The organism is Paraburkholderia bryophila, assembly GCF_013409255.1.
Lineage (GTDB): Bacteria > Pseudomonadota > Gammaproteobacteria > Burkholderiales > Burkholderiaceae > Paraburkholderia.
Genome location: NZ_JACCAS010000001.1, coordinates 596,520 through 620,579 on the forward strand (window position 1 = coordinate 596,520; position 24,060 = coordinate 620,579).

21 protein-coding genes and 1 pseudogene are annotated in these 24,060 nt (G+C 62.3%); 4 read left to right on the forward strand and 18 right to left on the reverse strand.

Annotated elements, in window-relative coordinates; translation table 11 throughout:
- Positions 1–642: 642 nt before the first annotated feature.
- From GGD40_RS02630 to GGD40_RS02675, 10 genes are all read right to left on the reverse strand, one after another.
- Positions 643–2,481, reverse strand: a complete 1,839-nt coding sequence (locus tag GGD40_RS02630; protein ID WP_179742711.1) for a leukocidin family pore-forming toxin — start codon at positions 2,479–2,481, stop codon at positions 643–645.
- 176 nt (positions 2,482–2,657) lie between these two features.
- Positions 2,658–4,118, reverse strand: a complete 1,461-nt coding sequence (gene xylB / locus GGD40_RS02635; RefSeq protein ID WP_179742712.1) for a xylulokinase — start codon at positions 4,116–4,118, stop codon at positions 2,658–2,660.
- Positions 4,119–4,174: 56 nt separating this feature from the next.
- Positions 4,175–5,053 carry an AraC family transcriptional regulator gene (locus tag GGD40_RS02640; RefSeq protein WP_179742713.1) on the reverse strand — a complete coding sequence of 293 codons (879 nt, stop codon included), beginning with the start codon at positions 5,051–5,053 and terminating at the stop codon, positions 4,175–4,177.
- A gap of 42 nt (positions 5,054–5,095) precedes the next feature.
- The gene (locus tag GGD40_RS02645; RefSeq protein ID WP_179704655.1) at positions 5,096–6,271 is read right to left on the reverse strand and encodes an ABC transporter ATP-binding protein; all 1,176 of its coding nucleotides are present in this window, start codon (positions 6,269–6,271) and stop codon (positions 5,096–5,098) included.
- Between the two features lie 3 nt (positions 6,272–6,274).
- A complete protein-coding gene (locus GGD40_RS02650; RefSeq protein ID WP_179742714.1) occupies positions 6,275–7,309 on the reverse strand; it encodes an NAD(P)-dependent alcohol dehydrogenase in 1,035 nt (344 codons plus the stop codon).
- 10 nt (positions 7,310–7,319) lie between these two features.
- On the reverse strand, positions 7,320–8,132 hold the full coding sequence (locus tag GGD40_RS02655) for a carbohydrate ABC transporter permease (protein WP_105508178.1): 813 nt from the start codon (positions 8,130–8,132) through the stop codon (positions 7,320–7,322).
- Positions 8,120–8,998, reverse strand: coding sequence for a carbohydrate ABC transporter permease (locus GGD40_RS02660; protein WP_179742715.1), 879 nt, complete (start codon positions 8,996–8,998; stop codon positions 8,120–8,122). The genes GGD40_RS02655 and GGD40_RS02660 overlap by 13 nt, the downstream gene beginning before the upstream one ends.
- A 115-nt stretch (positions 8,999–9,113) precedes the next feature.
- Entirely contained in the window at positions 9,114–10,427 is a 1,314-nt protein-coding gene (locus GGD40_RS02665) for an ABC transporter substrate-binding protein (protein ID WP_257030324.1), read from the reverse strand.
- Positions 10,428–10,656: 229 nt separating this feature from the next.
- A complete protein-coding gene (locus GGD40_RS02670; protein WP_179742717.1) occupies positions 10,657–11,193 on the reverse strand; it encodes a chromate transporter in 537 nt (178 codons plus the stop codon).
- A gap of 34 nt (positions 11,194–11,227) precedes the next feature.
- Entirely contained in the window at positions 11,228–11,818 is a 591-nt protein-coding gene (locus GGD40_RS02675; protein WP_179744852.1) for a chromate transporter, read from the reverse strand.
- A gap of 309 nt (positions 11,819–12,127) precedes the next feature.
- On the opposite strand from GGD40_RS02675, the gene GGD40_RS02680 reads away from it, so the two are divergent.
- The gene (locus GGD40_RS02680; protein WP_179704665.1) at positions 12,128–12,586 is read left to right on the forward strand and encodes a zinc-finger-containing protein; all 459 of its coding nucleotides are present in this window, start codon (positions 12,128–12,130) and stop codon (positions 12,584–12,586) included.
- Positions 12,587–12,668: 82 nt separating this feature from the next.
- Here GGD40_RS02680 and GGD40_RS02685 read toward each other — a convergent pair whose 3' ends face one another.
- From GGD40_RS02685 to GGD40_RS02695, 3 genes are all read right to left on the reverse strand, one after another.
- Positions 12,669–14,036: an MFS transporter gene (locus GGD40_RS02685; protein WP_179742718.1), complete on the reverse strand. Its 1,368-nt coding sequence runs from the start codon at positions 14,034–14,036 to the stop codon at positions 12,669–12,671.
- A 4-nt stretch (positions 14,037–14,040) separates the two neighbouring features.
- On the reverse strand, positions 14,041–14,793 hold the full coding sequence (locus GGD40_RS02690; RefSeq protein ID WP_179744853.1) for an alpha/beta hydrolase: 753 nt from the start codon (positions 14,791–14,793) through the stop codon (positions 14,041–14,043).
- Positions 14,794–14,981: 188 nt separating this feature from the next.
- On the reverse strand, positions 14,982–16,118 hold the full coding sequence (locus GGD40_RS02695) for a C45 family autoproteolytic acyltransferase/hydolase (protein WP_179742719.1): 1,137 nt from the start codon (positions 16,116–16,118) through the stop codon (positions 14,982–14,984).
- A 240-nt stretch (positions 16,119–16,358) separates the two neighbouring features.
- Between GGD40_RS02695 and GGD40_RS02700 the strand changes: the two genes are divergently transcribed.
- Positions 16,359–17,237 carry a LysR substrate-binding domain-containing protein gene (locus tag GGD40_RS02700; RefSeq protein WP_257030325.1) on the forward strand — a complete coding sequence of 293 codons (879 nt, stop codon included), beginning with the start codon at positions 16,359–16,361 and terminating at the stop codon, positions 17,235–17,237.
- A gap of 60 nt (positions 17,238–17,297) precedes the next feature.
- Here the strand turns inward: GGD40_RS02700 and GGD40_RS02705 are convergent, their stop codons facing one another.
- From GGD40_RS02705 to GGD40_RS02715, 3 genes and pseudogenes are all read right to left on the reverse strand, one after another.
- Entirely contained in the window at positions 17,298–18,053 is a 756-nt protein-coding gene (locus GGD40_RS02705) for an SDR family NAD(P)-dependent oxidoreductase (RefSeq protein ID WP_179742720.1), read from the reverse strand.
- A 276-nt stretch (positions 18,054–18,329) separates the two neighbouring features.
- Positions 18,330–19,355 carry a sulfonate ABC transporter substrate-binding protein gene (locus tag GGD40_RS02710; RefSeq protein WP_179704671.1) on the reverse strand — a complete coding sequence of 342 codons (1,026 nt, stop codon included), beginning with the start codon at positions 19,353–19,355 and terminating at the stop codon, positions 18,330–18,332.
- Positions 19,356–19,569: 214 nt separating this feature from the next.
- A pseudogene (locus GGD40_RS02715) lies at positions 19,570–20,625 on the reverse strand (aminotransferase class V-fold PLP-dependent enzyme); the annotation flags it as partial.
- Here GGD40_RS02715 and GGD40_RS02720 point away from each other — a divergent pair.
- Complete coding sequence (locus tag GGD40_RS02720; RefSeq protein WP_179703158.1) at positions 20,593–20,766, forward strand: hypothetical protein; 174 nt, start codon at positions 20,593–20,595, stop codon at positions 20,764–20,766. The pseudogene GGD40_RS02715 and the gene GGD40_RS02720 sit on opposite strands and share 33 nt — an antisense overlap.
- A gap of 296 nt (positions 20,767–21,062) precedes the next feature.
- A complete protein-coding gene (locus tag GGD40_RS02725) occupies positions 21,063–22,163 on the forward strand; it encodes a PAS domain-containing sensor histidine kinase (protein ID WP_179742721.1) in 1,101 nt (366 codons plus the stop codon).
- Positions 22,164–22,184: 21 nt separating this feature from the next.
- Here the strand turns inward: GGD40_RS02725 and GGD40_RS02730 are convergent, their stop codons facing one another.
- On the reverse strand, positions 22,185–22,913 hold the full coding sequence (locus GGD40_RS02730; RefSeq protein ID WP_179704672.1) for a Crp/Fnr family transcriptional regulator: 729 nt from the start codon (positions 22,911–22,913) through the stop codon (positions 22,185–22,187).
- A 1-nt stretch (position 22,914) separates the two neighbouring features.
- Positions 22,915–24,036 carry an alpha/beta fold hydrolase gene (locus GGD40_RS02735; protein ID WP_218900988.1) on the reverse strand — a complete coding sequence of 374 codons (1,122 nt, stop codon included), beginning with the start codon at positions 24,034–24,036 and terminating at the stop codon, positions 22,915–22,917.
- Positions 24,037–24,060 lie beyond the last annotated feature (24 nt).

Here is a 24,060-nt window from a genome sequence, read left to right on the forward strand (position 1 = left end):
ACCGGCGGAGACATCCACGCATCGATCTTTATCAAGATTCGCTAAACCGAAGCCCTCACACTAAATTCGACCAGCAACTCCGGCAATCCGAGCGTCGCCTGCACCGTGCAGCGAACAGGGAGTTGCTGCTGCCCGCCTGCCGCAGTAAAGCATCGATACGCCCGAGTGTTTCGATGGCATCGGTAACATGCTTGCGAATGGTATCGATATCAGCGGCATTCCAGACGGCGAAATAACTGACGAGACACGCTGGGCGGTTGTCCATAAGCGTAGAAATCTCCACGTTGGTGCGGCTCTGTCGTGAAGGAATGTCTGAGGCGACATAAAACACTAGTACAGCCTCCGTCGGTCACGACCTGGCTTTATGAAGTTCGAGTCCGTGAAAATTCCTGGCGGAGTTGCACCGCGCACCGACACCAGTCTTAGTGAAAGCGATCAAGCCGACTTTCCGGGGAAAGTCGACAAAGCACTCGCCCGTATCGCGCGTGATACTTCCGACAATCAACTAGTCGAAGAGCTCAGACCATTCGCAGAGGCCGCCCCTGTGCAAGCCCGGTTCGTACGAATCGACGCACATCGATTGATCGCTGCAACGGACACCATCACCATAACGACACTCGACCAACCACTCCAACGCCCCATCTACTGGCTGAAGATATCCGTAAATTTCGTGAGCATCCTCGTACTTACGTTCGAGGCACCCGGACTGGCAAGCGTCATCTGGTTACTGCGCATGTCATGCGCGAGGAAACTGCCCGCCACATATTCGTTCTCCAGCGTTTCGGATTGATCCTTCCACGCCCAACGTTGAGTCAAACTTGCATTACATGGTTTCAATGAGGTCAAGTCGTTGCCGTCGAGGCATTGCCCGGCGTTTGCAGCGCTGACATAGCGGCCGTACTGATCGTAAATAAACGACTGCGCGTTACTTTTAAGGTCGCAAGCTTCAATGATCACCTTACCCTGCGAACCATTCGCGAGGCAGGAATTATTCTGGTCACCCAGTTGAATGTTGACGGGGCGCCCCCCGGTGAAGACCGGATGATTCCAGTCTACGTCGAAATGTACGACTTCCGACACTCTCCTGTATTTCTGCCATTGCTCCTGAGCCTGATACGACTTGTGAGAGCCGACTACGTAAAAATGCTGATAAATTGCATCATAGATCGCCCATATATTGACCGACGAGTCTATGTAAAATCTCGTGACGCCTTTCGCGGCAGGCGCGGCCCTGTAGATGACGTCGAAATTAGGCGTAATCCCCCTATAACTAAGCGCACTAATTTTTTTAGAGTCGATAGGATACAGGGTGTCCCAGACCGGACTGGTCGCGACGTTAAGAAGCGATTCAGCCGTGGGATATTGTTGCCGCTCCCATATAAATGAAACCCTGCTTGAATCGGACGACGACCTCAAAATGCGATAGTCCTCTGTTTTATAACGTAAAGTTAGCTCCTGCCGGTAAGAAAACTGAGGTTCGAGTTTTATCTTCGGAGCACTTCTGTTAGATTCATCCTTTCCGCCAACACCAATTTGAAAGCCGGAAACTTCGGTATGTTCGTAGTTTGCATTGAAATTCGAGGCCGGAAATGTTTTGAGAATTGATGCGGATTGTTGACCATTTCCAGAGACGTCAACTGCGTTGATCGTGAACCTATAATCTTTTGCAATCGCATCTGTTGAGTGACTGTTAGTCCATCCATCCACAACGGTACGGCCCGTGTGAGCTTCCCTCCAGCTCAGATTTCTATCATTCAGTTGAATCCCCGCCCCGCCAGACTCCTCGTCGAGCGAGATTCTGACCAGTTTGGCATCCGGCGTTGCCGATCCTCCCAGGCCAAACGCCAGCGAGCGCATCAAATTGACGCGGTAAACCAGCGAGATGTTGCCGTTATTGCAAAATGTACGACTGCCTCTTTCCCAGAACTGCGAGTTCGGAAAGGTACATTCCCAGTCACGAATCGGGCGATTGACATCAACGTAAAATGCCACATGAGGCAGCGTCGCTTGATCCTCGGACGTTGGGTTCCGTCCATACGCAGATGAGCCTGTCGGTTTGCCTGCGCGATTCACCGCGACCTTGAGCGCGGCATCATCAAGACTCCGCAGTGGAGTGAAAATCAGATTATTTTTATGCCGCCCAACGAACAGCCAATCTGCCTCAAAACTAACCCCCAGATTATCCTGAATGGCCTGTTTTATATTTTTCTTTTGGGATTCGCTCAGACCGCCCAGATCAACAAAATACCGTCGCCCTTCGTCCAGAACCATTTTCCTGATGCTCGACAGCTTCCCGAAGTCATCTGCATTTGATCCGCCGATATAGCTTATGCCGCTCAATTTCTTCGAGTCGAATTGGTCAAACACCGCTGCGACTGGTGAGCGGTTGATATCCATGCCATTTGCACCGGTCATGGGAATGATCAGTCCGCTTAACAACAACGGAACCGCGAATAGATGGGTCGTCCTTATTGCTTTCATCTCGCCTCCTGGCGCGCAAAATTTCTGCTACGGCCAGAAGGAATGAGATGTCTCCCGATTAATCCCCTGACCCGCTATGTGAGGAAGCATAGTTAGCCAAAGTAGCGTTTCTGAAAAGCGCCAAACTGCCGCGGCGCGGGATTACCCCTTGCGCGGCCAACGAAGGGGTGCACGACCTACCTTGCGAACTCATCCTTAAGCGCCGCATAAATCCTGCGATACCGCCCTAGCCGATCCTCGGCCAAAGTCCGCCCGTCCGCGTCCGGCTCACAAACCTCAAGCGTCGCCGGCGCCGTGCAAACCAACCCCACACTCTCCTTCGTCACCGCCAACCGCGCCAACCTCGCAGCCCCCAGAGCGGCGCCGACATCCCCACCCTGATGCCGCCGCATCGCCACCCCCGTAGCGGTCGCACACAGCGTCGCCCAAAACCGGCTACGCGAGCCACCGCCAATAAACGACGCGGTCTCCAACGAAGTCCCCGCGCCCTGCAAGGCCGCATACCCATCGGCCATCGCGAACGCCACGCCTTCCATCACGCTATACGCGAGGTCGGCGTCACCATGCGCGCCCGTCAAACCCCAGAACACGCCCTTCGCATTTGCATCGTTGTGCGGCGTCCGCTCACCGCTCAGATACGGCAAAAACAACGGCGCCCTCTGCGCATCCGCCCTCTCCGCGCAACTGACCAACTCGACAACATCCTTCCCAAGCAAGTCGGACAACCACGCCAGACTCGACGCCGCCGACAGAATCACACTCATCTGATGCCACCTCTCCGGCAAGCAATGACAGAACGCATGCACCGCCTGCGCGGGATTCGGCGCGAACCGGTCGGTCCCGGCGAACAACACGCCCGACGTTCCCAACGACAGAAACGCACTGCCCGCATCGGCGACGCCCATGCCGATCGCACTCGCCGCGTTATCGCCCGCGCCACCGCACAGCGTCACGGGGCCCGCAATGCCCCATTCGCGCCGCAATCCGTCGTGCAACTGCGCCGCCGCGTCGCTGCCTTCCACCAGCCTCGGCATATGCTCGCGCGACAAACCGGTCGCCGCGAGCATCCTGTCCGACCAGTCGCGTTTCGCGACATCGAGCCACAGCGTGCCCGACGCATCGGACATGTCGGACACGAATTCGCCGCTTAACCGCCACGCCACGTAGTCTTTCGGCAGCAACACCTTGTGTGCGGCGCGGAACACGGCCGGTTCGTACTTCGACAGCCACAACAGTTTCGGCGCGGTGAAGCCCGGCATCGCCAGATTGCCGGTGATCGAACGCGACTCGGGCACCAGCGCTTCGAGTTCCACACATTCGGCAAACGCGCGGGTGTCGTTCCACAGAATCGCCGGACGCAACACCTGGCCCGCGCGATCGAGCAAAGTCGCGCCATGCATCTGCCCGGACAAACCGATCCCACGCAGCGCGGCAAAAGCGCCAGGATCGGCGGCCCGCACCTGCGCGATCGCATCGAGTGTTGCATGCCACCACGCCTGCGGGCTCTGCTCGGACCAATGCGGATGAATATGCTCGACGTCGAGTCGCGCGCTACCGGTGGCGATCGTCGTCGACGCGTCGTCGGTGAGGAGTGTTTTTACCTCGGAGGTGCCGAGGTCGATGCCAAGGAAGGTCAAGAGTGTCGTCCTCGTGTTGGCAGCCTAACCGTCATGTCATGCAGACAGGTGCAAGGTCAAGCCGCGATCATGTGTTCGTTGAGCTGATGCAGCGCGCGAAATTTCGACGGCGGCATCGCCTTCGTTGCCAGGAATTGACGATTGAAGTTCGACAGATTATTGAAGCCGACGCGATAACAGATCTCCGTCACGCTAAGCGTGGAGCACATCAGCAATTCACACGCCTCGTTGATACGCAACCGGTTCTGGTACTGCACGAAGGTGCAGCCGGTGTGCCGTCGAAAAAAGCGCGTGAACGTGCTGACGCTCATCCCGGCCAGCTCGGCGACATCCGCTTCGCGCAACGTGCCGGGCAGGTTCTGCTGAATGTAGGAAAGCACCTGATTGATCGTGGACTGCATGTAGCGATGCGCGTTGACATCGTACGAAGGCCCCGCGAGCAACCTGCGCTCGCTGCACGACGACAGGCGGTCGAAGATCGACATCAACAGTTCGACGCGGCGACAACCGTGCGAAACGGCCAGTTCCAGCATCTTCGGCGCAATCGCCAGACCCACCGCATCCGGAAACTGAATGCCGCGCGCGGCGTCGTCGATCAGGCCGACGATCGCATGCAGTTCGGTGAACGCGGCCGCCATCCGCTCGACCGCGTCGCGCGAAAACTGCAGCACCACGTCGCGCGACGGCACCGTGTCGCCCTCGCCCACTTCGCTGATCCAGTTATGCGGTAGATTCGGTCCGGTGATCACCAGGTTGCCCGGCGTGAAATCGCCGATGAAATCGCCGACAAAAAACTTGCCGGTCGACGCCCGGATCACATGAATCTCATACTCCGGATGAAAGTGCCATTTGGCCACCGTATGCGGGTAATCGTGCGCCCACGCGCGAAACGACTCATCGCGCCGCGTGTGCACCAACTCCAGGTCTGGATTCATACCGTCTCTCCTCCTCGGCCGTCTCGACGCCGCGCTTATCGGTCAGTGCAAAGCCGCGCCCTGCACGTTCGCGTCCTGATGCGGCGCACTGCCGAACTTTTGCACGGTGCGCTGCGCAACGGGCAAGGAGACGTTCTGCTCCGTGCTCGCATCGAAAACGTGCAGGTCGGCGACTTTGAACTCGAACGTTACCACGCTATCGCGTTGCGGCAAGTCGCTCGCCGGGATCAGCGCGGCCATCCGCTCGCCGGCAAAATTGAACGTGACGAGTGCTTCCGCGCCCAGCAGTTCGATCAATTCGACGTTGCCGCTAAGCCCGAGCATGCCGGGTTCTTGTTCGGCGGATGCCAGCTTCAGATAGTTCGGCCGGATCCCCAGCTTCACCGCCTGGCCGCGCTGCAATCCGGCAAAACGCGCACCGGCGAGCGGCCAACGCTCGCCCTGCACATCGACGAAACAGGTGTCGCCGATTCGTTCGACCACACCGGCGACGAGATTCATCGCCGGTGTGCCGATGAAGCCTGCGGCAAACAGCGTCTGCGGGAAATGGTAAAGATCGGACGGCGTACCGGCCTGCTCGATCCGTCCGCCCCGCATCAGGATCACACGATCGGCGAGCGTCATGGCCTCGAGTTGATCGTGCGTCACGTACACCGTGGTGGTTTTCAGGCGCTGATGCAAACGCTTGATGTCGCCGCGTAGTTGCGCTCGCAACTTTGCGTCGAGATTGGACAGCGGCTCGTCGAACAGAAACACCTCGGGCGTTTTGATCATCGCGCGAGCAATCGCGGCGCGCTGCTGCTGCCCGCCCGACATGGCGCGCGGTTTGCGATCGAGCAACGCGTCGAGGTTCAGCATCGCGGCCACTTCACGCACGCGACGATCGATCTCCGCCGCCGGCACCTTGAGGCGGCGCAGACCGAACGCGACGTTGTCGTACACCGTCATGTGCGGATAGAGCGCGTAGTTCTGAAACACCATCGCGACGTTGCGCTCGCGCGCCGGCAGGTCGTTCACCACCGTCTCGCCGATCGCCAGATCGCCGCCGCTGATTCCTTCGAGACCCGCGATCATGCGCAACATCGTGGACTTGCCGCAACCGGACGGCCCGAGCAAGACGACGAACTCGCCGTCGTCGATTTCCATATCGAGCGGATGCAGCACCGGCGGGCCGCCGTCGTAGTGTTTCGTCAGACCTTTGCAAACGATTTTGGCCATGGCTCAATCCATTTCGATCTGAATCTTGACGTCGTTCGGGTGCCCCGCCGCCGCCTCTTCGAACGCCTTGAGGCCGTCGGCGAACGCGAACTTGCGCGAGATGAACGGCTTCACGTCGATCATGCCTGAGCTGATCAGCGCCAGAGCACGCGGGAATACATTCGCGTAACGGAACACCGATTCGAGGCGCGCCTCTTTCGCCTGCATCGCGACGACGTCGAGCAGCACACGGTCGACCGGCATGCCGACCAGCACCGCGCAGCCGCCGGGGCAAAGTAGATCGAACAGATCGTCGTAGACCTTCGCGTTGCCGCTCGCTTCGAACACGACGTCGGCGCCCCAGCCTGTGGTGACGTCCTGAACGACGTCGGTCAGCTTCTGCTCGCGTACGTTCACTGTTGTCACGGCCGGATTGCCGGCGAACAGCGCCAGTTTTTCCTTGATCACGTCAGCGAGAATCACGCGCGATGCGCCGCCCGCCAACGCGGCCAGTGCGGTCATCGCACCGATCGTGCCGGCGCCGATCACGACAGCGACGTCGCCGGGTTTCATGGCTGCCTTCTTTGCGGCCTGCAAGCCGATCGACAACGGCTCGACAATCGCGCCCTCCGCGAACGACACGTTATCCGGCAGCCGGAACGTGAAGGCCGCCGGATGCACCACATACGGCGTCAAACAGCCGTGAATCGGCGGTGTCGCCCAGAAACGCACGGCGGGGTCCAGGTTGTAGAGACCGCGCATCGTCGCGGGCGAATCGAATTGCGGCACGCCCGGCTCCATGCAGACGCGGTCGCCCACCCGCAGATGCGTGACCTCGCTGCCGGTTTCAACCACCGTTCCGGACGCTTCATGACCGAGCACCATCGGCGCTTCGACCTTGAATGGACCGATGCGCCCATGCGTGTAGTAATGCACGTCGCTACCGCACACGCCGACCGTATGAATCTTGATCCTGACGTCGCGCGGGCCGACGTCGAGCGGCAGATCGATATCGCGCAGCGCGAGCTGGCGCGCTTCTTCGAGTACGAGGGCTTTCAAAACATTCTCCTTACTTGCCTTTGAGCATTGAGTTCAACAGCCGGCTCAGCACGCCGACGAAAATGATCGGAGGTAACGCGAGCAGCACCGTGGACGCGTTGATCACGCCCCACGGCACTTCCTGCCCGAGCGACGTGAACGCGGACGCGACCACCGGCAGCGTCGCGCTTCTCGACGAAGTCAGCGCCAGCGCGATCATCAGTTCGTTCCAGACCAGCACGAAGCTGAACACGATGCCGCCCATCAGCGTGGTGGCGCTGATCGGCAACGCGATCCGCCAGAACACGCCGTACGGGCCGTAGCCATCCAGCGTGGCCGCCTCTTCGACTTCGCGCGGCAGACGCTGAAACACCGGGATCGACAGCCAGGTGATGGTGGACAGCGTGACCAGCAGATACGTCACCACCATGGAAAGTTTGGTGTCGTACAAGCCCAGATCGACCCAGATCGCAATCAACGGAATCGCGACCGCCACCGGCGGCAAGAACCGCAGCGACAGCAGAAAGAACTGAATGTCGCGCTTGCCCGGCACGTGATACCGCGCAATCACATAGGCAGCAGGCACGCCGAGCAACGCACCAAGCAGCACCGCGAAACCCACGATCGACAAACTATTGCCCAGTCCGATCAGCACCTCGGGGCTCGACACGACCTGGCGGTAGTTGTCGAGCGTCGGCGTAAAGATGAAACGCGGCGTCGGCGTGACGATGTCGAGCAGGTTCTTCAGCGAATTGAGGAACGCCCAGAAGATCGGAAACACGGCCACCAGCGCAAGCGCCAGGCCGAACGACCACGCAGCGCCGCGAGAAATCAGTCTTCCCATTTGTTCACCCGCTTCCAGATGAAAGTGAAAATCAGCGTGGTCGCCACCATCATCAGCACGGCCATACTCGACGCATAGGACACTTTCCCGGACAAGCCGATTCCTTGCGAATACGCGTACATGTCGAGCGTTTCCGTGGTGATGCCCGGTCCGCCCTTGGTCATCACATAGACCAGATCGAACGAGCGCAGCGATTCGACCATCTTGATGAAGACCAGACTCATGATCGGCACCTTCAGCATCGGCAACGCGATGTACGCGTAGACCTGCCACGTACGCGCGTAATCGAGCCGCGCGGCTTCGAGCGGTTCGGGCGGCAGCGTCTCCAGCAGCTTCAGCACGACGACCGCGAAGAACAATCCCCACTGCCAGATGTCGACGAGCGCCACGGCATACAACGCGAGGTGCGGGTCGGACAGAAAGGCCGTGTTGTCGACGCCGAGCAGCCCGAGCAACCAGCTCAGAATGCCGGTGAGCGGCGAATACATGAACTTCCAGATAAAGGCCGCCGACACGCGCGGCAGCAGCACCGGCACAATCAGCAGCAGTGAAATGACACCGCGCATCCGGCCATGAATCTGTTCGAACAGGTAGATGGCGATCAGCACACCGACCGCGACGGCGCCTACCACGGTGACGATTTCCCAGAGCGCCGAGACCTCGATCGAATTGAGGAAGCGCCGGTCCGAAAACAGTCGCGCGAAGTTGCGGAACCACACGTACTCGCTGTCCGGATAACGCAGCACGCGGTTCCTCAGCGCGAGATTGATGGCCGCGATAGTGGGCACGAGACCCAGGACCGCCATCACGGCAAGCGGCGGCCCAAGAAATACGAACGGCAGGCTGGTTTTGCCCCGATTGAACATTGACGTCTCCGACAGCGAGGTCACGCACGAACCCAGCGTTCGCGCGTGGCCACGATCCGATCTGCTGTGCCCCGTGCCGCGCCCGGCATGCAACCACGGTCATGGGGCGGCCACGTTACTTCTTCGCGCCGTGCTCCATCGCGTCCTGCGCGTACTGCACGGCGTCGTTCAGGGTGGCCTGAACATCGGGTTGCGTGCCGGTGAAGATCTCCTCCAGCGCAATGCCGAGGTTGTCGCCGATATCGGGCCACTGCGGGCTCGACCAGATCGTGACCTTGGTCACCGGATTGGTGTCGTTCAGGCCGGCGAGAATCTGCGGCTTGACGTGTTTCTGGAAGTAATCGCTTTTGATCGTACTGGTGCGGTTGTAGTCGCTAAAGACGTTGTCGCGCAGGCGGGCCTGCTCCTGGTCCTTGCCGGTCGCCCAGGCAATGAACTTGCCCGCGGCCTGGCGCGTGCATTCGTCCTTGGCGCCCACCGATGAAATCGCCAGACCGTGCCCATACGCAGCGGACGGCAAAGGCGCAGGCGGCCTGACGTAGCCCACCTTGTCCGCCACGCTCGACTTGGTCGGGTCTTCCATCCAGTCGGCAAACGGCGTCGATTCGATCATGAACGCGACCTTGCCGGAGCGGAATGCTTCGAGCGCGTTGCTCCAGTCGTAAGTGGCCGCGCCAGGAGGCGCGTATTTGAAGAGGTCGCGATACAACAGCGTGGCCTTTACCGCGCCCGGCGAATTGAAAGCCGCCGCCTGGTTCCTGTCGGTCCACGTGCCGCCTTCGGCGAGCATGAACGGCGCCCAGCGCCATACGTTCATACCCGAGCCGCGTTGCCCGCGCGCCACCCAGCCGTACATGTTCGGCGGCGCATTGAGCTTCTTGATGTCGGCGACGAGTTCGTCGAGCGTCTTCGGCACCGGCAGATGCGCTTTCTCCAGCAGGTCGCGACGATAGAACAGGAAGTCGCCGCCGCCGATCAGCGGCGCAAAATACGCGACGCCCTTATAGCTCGCCACCGCGCGCCGGCCGGGCAGGAAGTCGTCGTAGTCGGCGTCTTTCGGGTAGTACTTCAGGAGCGGGACGACCCAGCCGGCCGAGGCAAACTCGGCGACGTTCGCTTCGTCGACGTAGTAGATCTGATAGGAACCCGCGCCCGTGGACGCATCCAGCCGCGATTTGGAGCGCCGGTCGTTTTCGCCGAAGTAGTTGATTTCAACCTTGGTGCCGCTGCGCTTTTCATAATCCGGCAGCGACTTCTCCATGACCGTCAGGCCGAGGCTCTTTTGCGCCAGCACCTTGAGCACGGGAACGTTGCAGGTCTGCGCCGTCGCCAGCACGGGAAGGCTCGCGCCCACCACCGCGCACGCTGTCAACCATTGAATGGATTTCACGCTTGTCTCCGCTTTTGGAATGTTCTTTGGTATCGCCATACGGGCGCTGCATTGGGCAGCAGAGCATGCGTACGGTGATGAGAACTGTAGTGGCCGGGGCCCGCGGCCAGCCACTGCAAAAGGCGGAAAGTGCTGATACTTTTTGCGCGCTCATTGGGTGCGCTGCACAAATTGTGTCAGTGAGGGAAACGGCGTCGGTGAGTGAGCGACGCGCGGGTTTTCGAACTGCAACGAAACCAGGAGAACTGCCAGAGACCTACAAGGAAAGCTACAGCAGACCCGCGTAATGCACTGCCACGAATAACGCGGCGCCGCCCGCGATCAACACGATCGCGTTGATGCGCGTCTTCATCACGAGCACGGTGGCGCCCGCGGCGGTGAGCCAGGCGATCCAGCCGCCGTCGAGTTCCTTCATCAGCACGTAGACCGCCGCGAGTATCAGACCCGCCGCGACCGGCCGCAAACCGGCCTGCAATGCGTTCAGCCAGCGCGCGCCTTCGTGCCGGTTCCACACATGCACGACGCCGTACATCAGGAACGCCGTCGGCCCGAACAGGGCCAGCGTCGCAACGAGTGCGCCGCCCGGACCGCCGACCTGCCAGCCGATCAAGGTTGCCAGCAACGACGCCGGCCCCGGCGCGAGCCGTGCGATCGCGAAGTCGCTAAGGAACTGCGCATGCGTCATCCAGTGATGCACGTCGACCACTTGCCGCTGAACCTCGGCGATGATGCCCTGCCCGCCGCCGACCGTGACGATCGAAAGCGGAGCGAAGACGGCGAACAGTGCGACTAGATTTCTGGACACGGGATAGCGCTGGATGAAAGTGGGCGGACGCTCGTTACTGCTGTTGCTGTGGTGGCGAACGGAGATATTCATAGCCGACGCTTAGCGCACCGGCGATCAGCACGGTCCACACGAGCGACACGCGAAACAACGCGGCCGCCGCGAAGGTGGCGATCAGCACGAGATACGGAAACAGTCGGCGCGGCAGTCTGCGAGCCGCCGTGATCGCCATGCTCAAGGACAACCCGATGGCCGCTGCCGCCGCGCCGGCCAGCGCGATATGCGTGAGCGGCAGGTAGGCGATCGCGGAGAAGAACACGCCGAGCAGCACGATCGTCACCGCCGGCGGAAACACGATGCCGCAAAATCCAGCGACCGCGCCGCGCCAGCCCAACAGGCGATAGCCGATCCAGATGGCCAGATTCTTGACGTTGACGCCGGGCAGCGCCTGCGATAACGCGAGGCCGTCGAGAAATTCCTCTTCGGTCAGCCACTGCCGGTCCTGCACGAACTCGCGCAGGAACCAGCCGCTCAGGCCGCCGCCGAAACTCGTCAGTCCGATGCGGGTAAAAATCAGGAAGAGCCCGAGCGCGCTCACGTCGCCGGACGATGGCCCCTTGCGTGACGCGAGGTCCTCGCGCTTCACGGCCGGGTTGTTTGTTTCATGCCCGTCTGTACCGTCTGTATCGTCTGCACCTTTGCCCAAGGTCTGCTCCCTACGCGCTTTGCAAGGCGGGTGAAAGTTTGAGACGTCGTTGCCTCCCAACGACGCGGATGGATTGAATCATATCCGCACACGCCCACACGCAGGGCTGCCGGCCGCAGATTGGATTCTGGGCATGGGCGGCGCCAAGCCCGTTAAAATCGCGGGAATGCAGGTCTAAACTCGCTGGTCTAAACCCACGGGCCTAAACCCGCGGGTTCCAACCCGTCAACTCAACCGGAGAACAACGTCTTGCGTGTAGGCCGCCCCGTCAAAGCCCTTCCCCAACCCGATTGCGATTACTGCGGCACGCGTGCCGTGCTCGCGCGCAGCGGGGACGAGAGCTATCCGTATCGTGACGATCACGGCCCGGTGTGGATCTGCGCCGCGTGTCAGGCGTGGATCGGCATTCACGCGCGCAGCACGCGTAACGTGCCGCTCGGGCGGCTCGCCGACGCCGCGCTGCGCGACGCCAAAAGCCGCCTGCACGATGTGCTCGAACCGTTGGTCGCGGGCAAGATCCGGCGTGACCGGGTGAATCCGTTCGAAGCGCGCGCGAAGGCGATCCGCTGGGTGGCCGAACAACTCGCGTTCGATCCGCTGCCGGCGTCGATCCATAACCTCTCGCTGGAACAATGCGAGCAGGCGATCGCCCACGTCGAGGCTTTCATCGCGCAGCGCCGCGGCGCGGCGCCGGACGATCGCGCTTGAGCGGGTTCAAGCAGCGGGCTCAAAGCACCAGGCTCAAACAGCAGGCTCAAGCACCGAGTCCAAGCAGCAGGCTCAAGCCGGCTTAAACAGCGTCGCCCGTTGAATTCTCGCGCTGCATGCCCGCCTCGCGCGCCGTGTGGTGCCCGCGCTCCTCCCGGTCCGCCTGCAACACCCGCCGCCCGGTACGCGTACCGAGCACCAGCAGGATCGCCAGCACGCCCGTGCCGAACAGGTAGCTCGGCGGAATGAAGCGCGCATCCGTGAAGTGCGCCACCAGCGAGATATAGAACGGCGCCAGCCCGCCGAACAGCATGACCGACGTATTGTACGAAATGGCCACGCCGGTCGAGCGCCCCTGCACGGTGAAAATCTTTACCAGCATCCCCGGATGCGCAGCGCCCTGCAGCGTCAGGAACAGAATGCCGATAAGTCGCACGACCATCAGACTGCTCTCGGTGGGCTCGGCCAGCAGGTACGCAAACAGCGGAAACACGCAGATCAGCCAGCCGGCGATAAAGAAGAAAAACAGCCGGTACGCGCCGACACGATCCGCCAGCAAGCCGAACACCGGCGACAGCACGCACATCACGATGCTCGTGACGAACACCCCTTGCAGCGACGAACTCAGCGACAGATGCAACTGCATCTGCGCATAGGTCGGCAGATACGCATTCCACACGTAGTTCAGCGAGGTGCCGGCGATCATCACGCCCATCGCGCACACCACGGCGTCGCCGTTATCGCGCACAAAATCGCGCATCCGTTCGCGCACCGGCGCGCGTGCCGCGGGCCGCGCCTGCATGCGGTGAAATTCGTCCGACTCGTCGACGTGATGGCGAATATAGAAGCCGATTGGCCCGACCAGCGCGCCGATCAGGAACGGCACACGCCAGCCCCACGCCGTCAGATCCGCATGCGACAAATGTTTCGACAGCAGGTAGCTGCACCCCGACGACAACATCGCCGCCACGCCGATCGACAGCATATTGAAGCTGCCGTAAAACATCTTGCGTCCGGGCGGCGCGACCTCGTAAATCGTCACCGACGACAGCGCGAACTGCGCGCCCACCGCGAAGCCCTGCACCAGACGGCCAATCACCACCAGCAGCGGCGCGAGCAGCCCCAGCGTCGCGAACCCCGGCGTCAGCCCCAGTATCAGCGAGCCCACCGACATCAGGACCATGATCCACGACAGCACCTTGACGCGTCCGACGCGGTCCGCGGCCATGCCCATCAGCACACCGCCGAGCGGACGCACCAGGAAGCCGACCGCGAACGTCGCGAACGTCAGCAGCAACGCCCCGCTACGATCGACGGTAGGAAAAAACACCCGCGCGATCATGCTCGAAAAATACGAGTACACCATGAAGTCGAACCACTCGAACGTGCCGCCGATCACGGTCGACACGATGGTTTTCCAGAGCCTGGCCGGATCGCTTGGGGTGGACATGGGTTTAACCTCCGGCTCGCAGCGTGCGCAACGTCTGCGCGAAGAAATCCTGAACCACGTCGACGACCTGCATGCCGTTGTGGGCGATATTGGCCAGCTCATCGAAACGCACGCACACACCGGCGGCTTCGAACGACGCCTTCAGCGTGCGCAGCCGTTCCGGACGCGTGGCGCCGGCGTCGTTGATACCCGGCAGGTACATCGCGCTGTCTTCGGGCACCGTGATTTCCCAGGTCTCCAGATCCGCGCGGCCGACGATCATTTGCACCGGCACGCGCTGCAATGCGGCCAGATCGAACGGCTTGCCGAAGTGGCGCTCGAAGCCGCCCAGGCCTAACCACCAGTCTTTCGTGTGATCGAGCACGGTGACGTTGCCCGGCGCACCGATCGACACGGCCCACAGCCGCTCCGGATGCGCGTACGCAAAGCGGTTCACGTACTGCCCGCCGCCCGAATAGCCGAACAGCGCGAACTGTTCGAAGCGTTTGCCATAACGTTCGCCCACTTCGCCGACCATGTCGAGCAGCACCTGGTCGTAATGGATATCGCCGTCGATCAAACGCTTGAAACCATTGCGATCGCCATCGCCGCGCACGCCCACCGGAAACAGCGGACACAGCACGATGCAGCGGTTCCAGCGGCCGAACGGCGCGAACGCGTCGCGGTATTGCGTGAACTGGCGGCCGGTGCCGTGCATCGCGACCACGAGTTGCACGTCGTTGCCAGGCGTCAGGACTTCGGGCGGCACGTACAGCACGTACGGAAAGCGCGCGTCGTGGCGGCTGGCGTACACGGTGGTCGAACCCAGGTCGTATAGCGCTTGCGCTTTTTGACTACCCGGCGCGGATCGCTTCTCTGCATCGAACATCTGTCATTCCTCTTTGACGACTTCAAACACGGCTTTCAAATCCGTGCCACACGAACAGACACGCGAACAGCCACCACTCAAGCCACCTCGGCGAGCGGCTCGTGATGCAGGCTGTAGCGCGTGAAAACGCGATTGAGCGCGGGCATCGGCGCGACATCCATTTCGCCCGCGGCCGGCTGCATGACGATCATCGCGACAGTCGCGGTCATCGTGTGACGCGTGCCCGGACGCGGCGGACGGCACACCGAATACGGCGTGCCAAATGCGTCGAACAGCGCGGCCTTGACGGCGTCGCGGTCCACTATCGGCGTGGCGTTCAGCAACTGACGCACGCGCCAGTCGCGGTAATAGCTGTCCGGCGAGCTCTCGCAACCGGTGTCCAGCAACTTGGTGCGCGCCACCGGGCTGACCCAGTGGTTCGCGTGCACGATCAACTGATCGTCGCCCGGATAGATCGGAAACGCCTCGTTCGGCGCGCATTCGAAGTCGATGCCGAAGCCCTCGGCCATACCGAGCATGATGTTGTTCGAACACGATTTCGGCGTGGTGGCGATCACCCGCAACGCGTTCGAAAACACCGGCTCTTCCAGCACGCGGCGACGCAGCAGCGACAGCGGCACGCCCATCTGCATGAAATCGCGCTCGGACTCCAGATAGTTCGCGGTGATCGACACGCCCGCCGCGTTGAGCCCGCTGCGCGCGAGGCCGCCCGCTTCGACGAAGGTCAGGAAGTCGGGGCCGTCGTCGTTGCGCACCCGCAAGACGATGCCGGTGTCGACGCAATCGGCCTTCCAGTCCCAGTTTTGCGCATGGATCAATTGCCCGTTCGACGAACGCGACGGCAGCACCAGCACGCCCGTGCAACCGTCTTCGTCGTCGGCTTGCAGCGCCATTTCGGTGCGCGCTTTGGCCAGCACCTCGGTGCGGGCGTTGATCATCACGATGTCTTCGAACGGCACGTCCGCGCCTTCGGCGATGCCGCGCATCTCGTCCAGATAGGCCGGCTGGAATTCGCCGATCACCTGTTCGAGCGAGCGGATCAGCGCTGTCTGCGACGCCTCGCTATAACCGAGATTGCGCAACGTCTGGCCGTAACGGGACGCGCTCAGGCGCACCCGCGCCGCTGCCGCGCGGCCGTATTGCACCCCGCGCTCGTAAGGCTTGCCGGACACGCTGATAAAGGGAAACTGCGAAAACTGCTGGGTTTGCGACATGTTGGGACTCCTCGCCCTGGCTGCGAGCGACGCCGCCACGCGGCCTGCGGCCTTGCGCTGACGACATCGACTGGATGACTGACAGATCGATTTTCATGAGCCACAAATAAAATAAAAAGCGTTATTTTCTTTATCGAAAGGAAAGAAATTTTTTCGTTTCGTGAGATCATGAAGCATAGGCCGATGAGTGAAATTCGTGCGTCGAATGCACGTCCAGAAGGCTGTTGAGGAGAATTCGGCATGAGTGAAATTCGAATGCTGCGCACGTTTCTCGCCATCGAGAAACACGGCACGATGGCGGCCGCCGCCGACCGCATCGCGCTCACGCACGCGGCGGTCGGTGCGCAGATGCGCACGCTGGAGCGCGTGTGCGAGCGTCAACTGTTCGACCGCAGCGGGCGCAGCATCCAGTTGAACGACGCCGGCCGTTCGATCATCGAGCAGGCACGCGCGGTCGTGGCCGCGTACGACTCGCTATTGCGCGGCGTCGCGGACGAACTCAGCGTGGAAGGCTCGATCACGATCGGCTCGACGGTGTCGTCGATGGGCTTTCTGGCGGCCAACGTGATTCGGCTGAAGGTGTCGTATCCGCGCTTGAACGTGCGCCTCGCGCACGGCGATAGCGCCCAACTCGGGCGCCAGGTGCGGGCGGGAGAAATCGATGCGGCGGTGATCGTCAGCGAACCGCGCGTGACCACCTTGCCCGAGCTATGGGAACGTCTTTACGATGAGCCGCTGGTGCTGCTGGTCAATCCGGCGAGCGCGCCGGCCGACGCGACCGTGAGCGCACTGCTCAAACGTTTGCCGTTTATCGGCTTCGAGACGTCGTCGTTGACCGGCTCGCATGTCACGAGCCTGCTTCGGCGGTTGCGTGTCGACGTCAAGCCGATTCTGGAAATGAATTCGATCGCCGCGATTGCCGACCTGGTGCGGCAGAACGTGGGCGTGTCGATCGTGCCGCGTCTGCGGCATGCCGCGTGGGACGACGATCCGTTGCTGTCGGTCAGGCCGATTCCGGGCACGGCGTGGCGCCGGCATATCGGTTGGTATGAGTTTGGGCGGCAGCCGCTGGCGACGGCGATCGTGAAGAACCAGTTGCTCGCGGCGCTGGCGGAGTGACGGCGCGTCGTCGTCCGTGTTCCGTGACGCGCACCGCCTCTCGCTCAGAAACCCGTCAACTCAAAACGATTCGTTGAACGGCCGCAGATCGATTTCCTGCGACCACGCCGTGCGCCCCTGCTGATGCAGATGCCAATAAGCGTCGGCGATTTCGTCGGGGTTCAGCAGGCCGTCCGGGCCGCGCTCGGCCACCCGCTGCGGCGCGGACGTCCGCAGACGTTCGCCGTCGATCCCGCCGTCCACCACCACATGCGCCACGTGAATATTGCGCGGACCGAACTCGCGCGCGAGACTTTGCGTGAGCGAACGCAAACCGGCTTTCGCGGACGCGAATGCGGCAAACGGCGGACGGCCGCGCAGCGCCGCCGTCGCACCGGTGAACAGCAGCGAACCGCGACCGGCCGCGAGCAAGGGCGCCAAGGCCGCGCGGGCAAACAGAAAGCCGCCCAACGTCGTGACACGCCAGGCCGCCTCGAACTGCTCCGCGCTGAGTTCGAGCGTCGGCGCACGCGTCGCGCCGGCCGCGTTGAAAATCGCGACTTCGAGCGTGCCGTGCGCCGTGAGTTGCTGGGCGATTGCGTTCAGATCGCGCTCACTGGTGACGTCGCCGGGAAATGCGTGCGCTTGACCGCCTGCCGCGCGAATCTCGTCGACGACGATCGCGAGACGCTCATGCGAGCGGCCCGTCACCGCGACGCTGAAGCCTTCGTGCGCGAACCGGCGCGCCAACGCCGCGCCGAGTCCGGCGCTCGCCCCCACGCCGGCGATCCACGCAAGACGCGCATGCGACGGGTTCGATACGATCGTTTCACTCATGGTGTTCTCCGTTCAGCCGCTGTGACACAGGGACGCCTGAAAGCGCCGAGGCGAAGCCGACGTGACGTCTGCACGCTTCGACGAATCGAGGAAGGGTCGCGCCAGTGTAATCGCGCTGCGCCGCGCCTGCAGGCGCGCTAACGGCGCGGTGCTTGGGTGACGTTAGCAGCGCGGTGCATGCGCGACGTTAGCGACGCGCTCTGTCAATGCGCGTCGCTGGGCAAGCCCGTTGTTTCATGCAGGACCGCGCGCCGTTTGTCGCGTCAGACTGTCACGTCAGGCAGCGCGCCACTTCGCATCCGACACGATCAGCTTCTTCGGAATCAGCTTCAATTCGCTGAACGTGTCGGCGATCTGTTGCTGATAATCGAGCGTGGCGGCATCGATCGGTTGCACGCCAAAACTGCTGCGATTCAAGGCCAGTTCGAGCGTCGGCGCGTCGAGTCCGACGAGCGGCGACAACTGGCTCGCGACCGCCGGAATGTGATCGCGGCTCCACCTGTCGACCTGATCGAGTTCGGCCAGCAGTTCGCGCAGCAACTGCGGCTGCGTGTCGGCGAACTTGCGCGCGGCGACGTAGTACTGCGTGTTGCGTACCAGACCTTCGCCGTTGACGATCACACGCGCATTGGCCTGCCTTTCTACCGCGGCGAGGTACGGGTCCCAGATCACCCACGCATCGATACTGTTCTGCACGAAGGCGGCACGCGCGTCGGCGGGCGTCAGATACACCGGCTGAATGTCGGTGTACGACAAGCCTGCTTGCTGCAAGGCCTTGACCAGCAAAAAGTGAACGTTCGAGCCTCGGTTCAGCGCGACCTTCTTGCCGCGCAATGCCACGACCGAGCGAATCGGCGAGTCGTGCGGCACGACGATCGCCTCGGCCTTCGGCGCCGGCGGCTCATTGCCGAGGTAGACGAAGTCGACCCCAGCGGCCTGCGCGAAGATCGGTGGAGTTTCGCCCACCGTGCCCACATCCACGGCACCCGCGTTCAAGCCTTCGAGAAGCTGCGGGCCGGCGGGGAATTCGAGCCACTGCACCGACACGCCCTGCGCGGCGAGGCGCTTTTCCAGCGTGCCGCGCGCTTTGAGCACCACGAAGTTGCCGTATTTCTGAAAGCCGATGCGCAAGGTTTTGCCGCTGGCCGGCGCTTGCGCCCGCGCCTGTTGCGAGGGCAACAGCGTGCCGGCGGCGAAACTCGCCACGCCGGCCGCGGCGGCTTTCAGCAGCGTGCGCCGACGCGGGTCGCTCGGGTCGATAAGGGCGGGGGTGTCAGGGTGGAACGGGTCGCGGGATGTCATACGCTTGCCAGGTAGAGAGGTGGACGCTAAATCGTTGAAGTTAGCGGCTCGCACCGTGCCAGGCAACCAAGCAAAGTTCATAAGGTTATGAACGATTGGGCCGCCCCGCTGGTGAAACGTTCATGCCATGCGAAAACGCCGTCAGGCAGCCACGAAAGCAGCCACCTGACGGCGTCGACACTCACCCTTCGAGTGAACCGCGAACCTCAAAAAGTCAGCGTCGCGACGAAAGCCGTCGCACCACCGACACCAGCGCATCGACCTCGTCGCAGGTGTTGTAGAACGCGAGCGAAGGCCGCACGGTCGCCTCGACACCAAAGCGCCGCAGGATCGGCTGCGCGCAATGATGCCCCGAGCGCACCGCGATGCCCTCTTCGTTCAGCGCCTGACCGACCTCTTCGGTCTCATAGCCCTTCAACACGAACGACAGCACGCTAGCCTTGTCACGCGCCGTGCCGATCAGACGCACGCCCGGCACCGGTTGCAGCACGCTCGTCGCGTACGCCAGCAGATCGTGTTCATAGCGCGCGATATTCTCGATGCCCACCCGCTGCACGTAGTCGATCGCCGCACCCAGACCGACCGCGTCGGCGATATTGCCGGTGCCGGCTTCGAAACGGTTCGGCGGCGGCTGGAACACCGTGCGCTCGAAGGTGACGTCGGCGATCATGTTGCCCTCGCCCACGTGCTTCACGCCCCACGTTTTGGCGATCAGATTGATCGCCTCGGTGGTGCCGCGCACGAAGATGATTTCCTCCGGCGACGCCGCGCCGATGAAACGCTGCACCTTGGTGCGTGCCGCTTCGTACGCGTCGGTCGCGCGGCCGGCCAAGGCATGCGCCGCGCGGTGGATATTCGAGTTCTCGTGCGCATAGAAATACGCGAGCCGATCGATCACCGCCTGCGGTTTGTGCGTGGTGGCGGCATTGTCGAACCACACCAGCTGACGGCCGTTGATACGCTCCTGCAAAATCGGAAAGTCACGGCGAATCGCATTCACGTCGAACGGTGGATGCGCCGACAGACCCGCATGCGGCACATCGTCCGTCGCTGCGGACGTCGTGCCAACCACACGCGGGGCTTCGTTCAGATCGAGAGAGTAATGCGAGCCACGTGCACGCGGTGTTGCCGCGCCGAGCGGCGCTGACTGCCCAGCCCCCGACCGGTCATACGGAAAACGCTGCTCGGCGAGCGGTTCATCGACAGCGGGCAAACCGAACGCCTGCGCGCTGACCGCTTGCCAACCCGGCACGACGATGTCCGGCGACGCGACGTTCGAGCCGCGCGCCTGTTCAGCCTCGCCAAGAAAATCGACAGCACAGTGCCGTGGATCGGCTTTCCGGTCGGCTACGCGGTGTCCGGCATTCTGCTGACGGTGTTCGGTTACTTCGCGATGATCCTCGCGCGTTGAGTCGCTGATCGAGCTTGATCGAGCTTGATCGAGCTGTACCGAGTTTTACTCGCCTGCGCGGAGCGCCCTCCGCCGCTTCAAAATTGGCCCTCGCGAACGCGGGGTCAATTTTGATTCGAATCAATGTTGGTTCCAGCTCCCCCCATCGACAATAGCGCCGATGCCGGCCCCTTTCCCGCGGTCAGCGCGGGTCGGCTCGCTAGTCCACGCGCGCCCCCCCCTGTTTATCTACTGTCCCACTCGGCTGTCTATCTGGAGAAGATGATGAACGACACGACCGCCGCCGGTCCGTGGCTATGAACCTGCTGCGCCGTCGTTTCCAGACCAATGAGAGCTTTCGTTTGCTCGTCGACGCCGTCAACGACTACGCGATCTTCATGCTGAACCCGTCGGGCCATGTCGTCACCTGGAATGCGGGCGCGCAGAAAATGAAAGGCTACGGCGCCGACGAGGTGCTCGGCCGCCATGTCTCGATCTTTCACGCGCGCGAGGACATCGCAGCCGGCGAGCCCGGCGCGCTGCTGGCGCGCGCCGCAGCCTATGGTCGCGCGCAAAACGAAGGTATCCGGATTCGCCGCGACGGTTCGCAATTCTGGGCGAACGTGGTGATCACCGCGATCCGCGACAAGTCCGGCGCGTTGCGCGGCTTTGCCAAAGTGACCCAGGATCTGACCGAGCGCCGCAGAGTGGCGGAACTGGAAGCGGTCAGCCGTCTCGCGGCCCGAATCCAGGCCGCGCGCGAAGAGGAACAGATCCGCATCGCGCATGAGCTTCACGACGACCTCGGTCAGCAGTTGACCGCGCTCAAGATGTCGCTGGCCGAACTGGAACACGGCCTGCGCGATCGAGGCTCACTCGATGCCGGCATTCAGTCCGGTGTCACGGACATGGTCCGGGTGATCGACGACACCGTCGCCTCGTTGCGCCGGATCGCGACGGGTTTACGGCCGATCGCACTCGAAACGCTCGGGCTCGTGTCCGCACTCGAATGGCTGATCGACGATTTCACGGAGCGCTATGGCATTGCGGTCACGACGTCGCTGCCCAACCCGCCGCTGAACCTGCACGAAGCGGCGGAATCCGCGCTGTTTCATATGGTCCAGGAAGCGCTGACCAACGTCGCGCGGCACGCGCACGCGGACCGGGTCAGCGTGGAACTCAGCCGGCAATTCGGTTGGGAAAGCAGCCGCTGCGTGCTGCGCATCGTGGACAACGGTCGAGGCGCGGCCCCGCTCGAACTGACGGGCGAAACGTCGTTCGGCCTGATAGGCATGCGCGAGCGCGCTCGCGGGCTGAACGGAACGGTGCAGATCGACACCGCGCCGGGCGGCGGCTTCAGCGTCGTGGTCAGCCTGCCGCTGGAGGCGATCGAGCGGACCGGCGCGAGCGGGAACTGACGGCCGACCGCCCGGCCTCGCTCACTGCGTCCCCGCCAGCTCCCGCAACGCGGCCATATCGAGCAACGTAATCAAACGCGGCCCCTTGCGGCGAATCACACCCTGCGTTTCGAGCGCATGCAACGCGCGGCTCACCGATTCCACCGAGAGGCCGACATAGTCGGCCACGTCATGCCGCGCCATCGGCAACGCGAGTTCGCCGGCGGCTCGCTCCGGCAATGCATACGCATGCTCGATCCACAGCAGGAAGCTGGCGATGCGCGCCACCGCATCGTTTTTCCCGACCGTGAGTGCATGATGCTGCGAGCGCCGCAACTCGTGGCACAGCTTGCAAAGCAGGCTCAGGTCTAAACGCGGATCGCGTTCGAGAATCGCCTCGAGCGCGTCGAGCGGAATCCGGTAGGCGGTCAACGCGGTCAGCGATTGACCGGTCGCCACGTAGGTCCCGTTGAGACTGAGCCCCATCAGGTCGCGTGGAAACAGAAACGCGGTAATGCGCTTCTGACCACTGGCCAGCAGTTGATAGGTCTCCGCCACGCCGCTGACGATGTTGTAGACGAACTCAGCCGTCCCGCCTTCGGGATACAGCACCGTATTGCGCCTGACGCTGACCAGCCGCGAGGCGTCGATCAGCGCGTCCTGCTCGGCGACGGACAGCAGTTCCACCGCGCTGCCGTCGCCGGTCTTCCTGAACGGCGCGGCGAAGATCGACGGTCGATAGCGTCCCGCCGGAGAAACATCGTCTTTCATATCATGCCGCCGCGCGAACCCATGCCGCGATCTCCGGCCACGCGTCCTTCAGCGTACGCGAGCCCATGAACAGGCCGATGTGGCCGCCCGGCACGAGTTTTCTGACGATCTTGCCGGGCGCGGTGCCGAGATACTTCACGGCATCGAACACCTGCTCTTTCGTGGTGATGTCGTCCGATTCGCCGGCAAGCAGATAGACCGGGCACGTGACGGCCTGCAGATTGAGCGTCTGGCCGAGCGCGACGAATGTGCCTTTGGCGAAGCGGTTTTCCTTGAAGAGCTGAACGATGGCCTGCAGATACCAGCGGCCCGGCAGATCGATCGGGTTCTCGTACCAGCTCTCGAAGATTTCTTCCTTGCGCAGATACTCGGGGTCGTCCATATGCTCGTAGAGGTCGATATGGTCGGTCATGTAATGCTGCTCCGGATGCATGTTCTTCCAGCCGCGCAACATCAGCTTGCCGCGCATCACGCCGCGTCCCATGTCGACCAGTTCCTGATAGAACGACGTGGGGTACGTATGCGCCATTTTTCTGACCGGACCGTCGCCCGCGTCGGTGTCGATCGGCGAGCCCGCCAGCACCAGGCTCGCCACCTTGTGCGGGAAACGCGCCGCATACATGGCCGCCATCCAGCCGCCCTGGCACAGACCGACCAGATTGACCCGACCGCCTACTTCGTCGACGCAGACATTCAGCTCGGCCAGATACTGATCGATCTCCAGATCTTTCATGTCGTCGGTGGCCGACTTCCAGTCGGTGAGATAAAGCCGTGAGAGTCCGTTGTCCCGCAGCGTCTCCATCAGGCTTTGTCCCGGCTGATAGTCGGCGATCATCGCGCTGTGCCCGGCATAGGGCGCGTCGACGATGGTGGGCACGCCGCTCGCGTCCGGCGTCGAATAATCGCGGAACACCATGGTGCGCAGATCGAGCAAGGGCCGGTTTGCGGAAGCCAGCGCGGGACGCAGTTCGAAGTGAATTTTCTCTTCTTCGGCGAGAAACGCGAGGTTCTTCGCCGACAGATCCGCGCTGGTCTTCAGCATCGTGGCGGCGGCGGCAATCGGCCAGAAAAACGGCAGCGCAAAGGCAAAAGCCGGGTTCGGCGTGGTGGAGGAATCGTTCATCATGTCCTTCGAAAGGAAAGAATC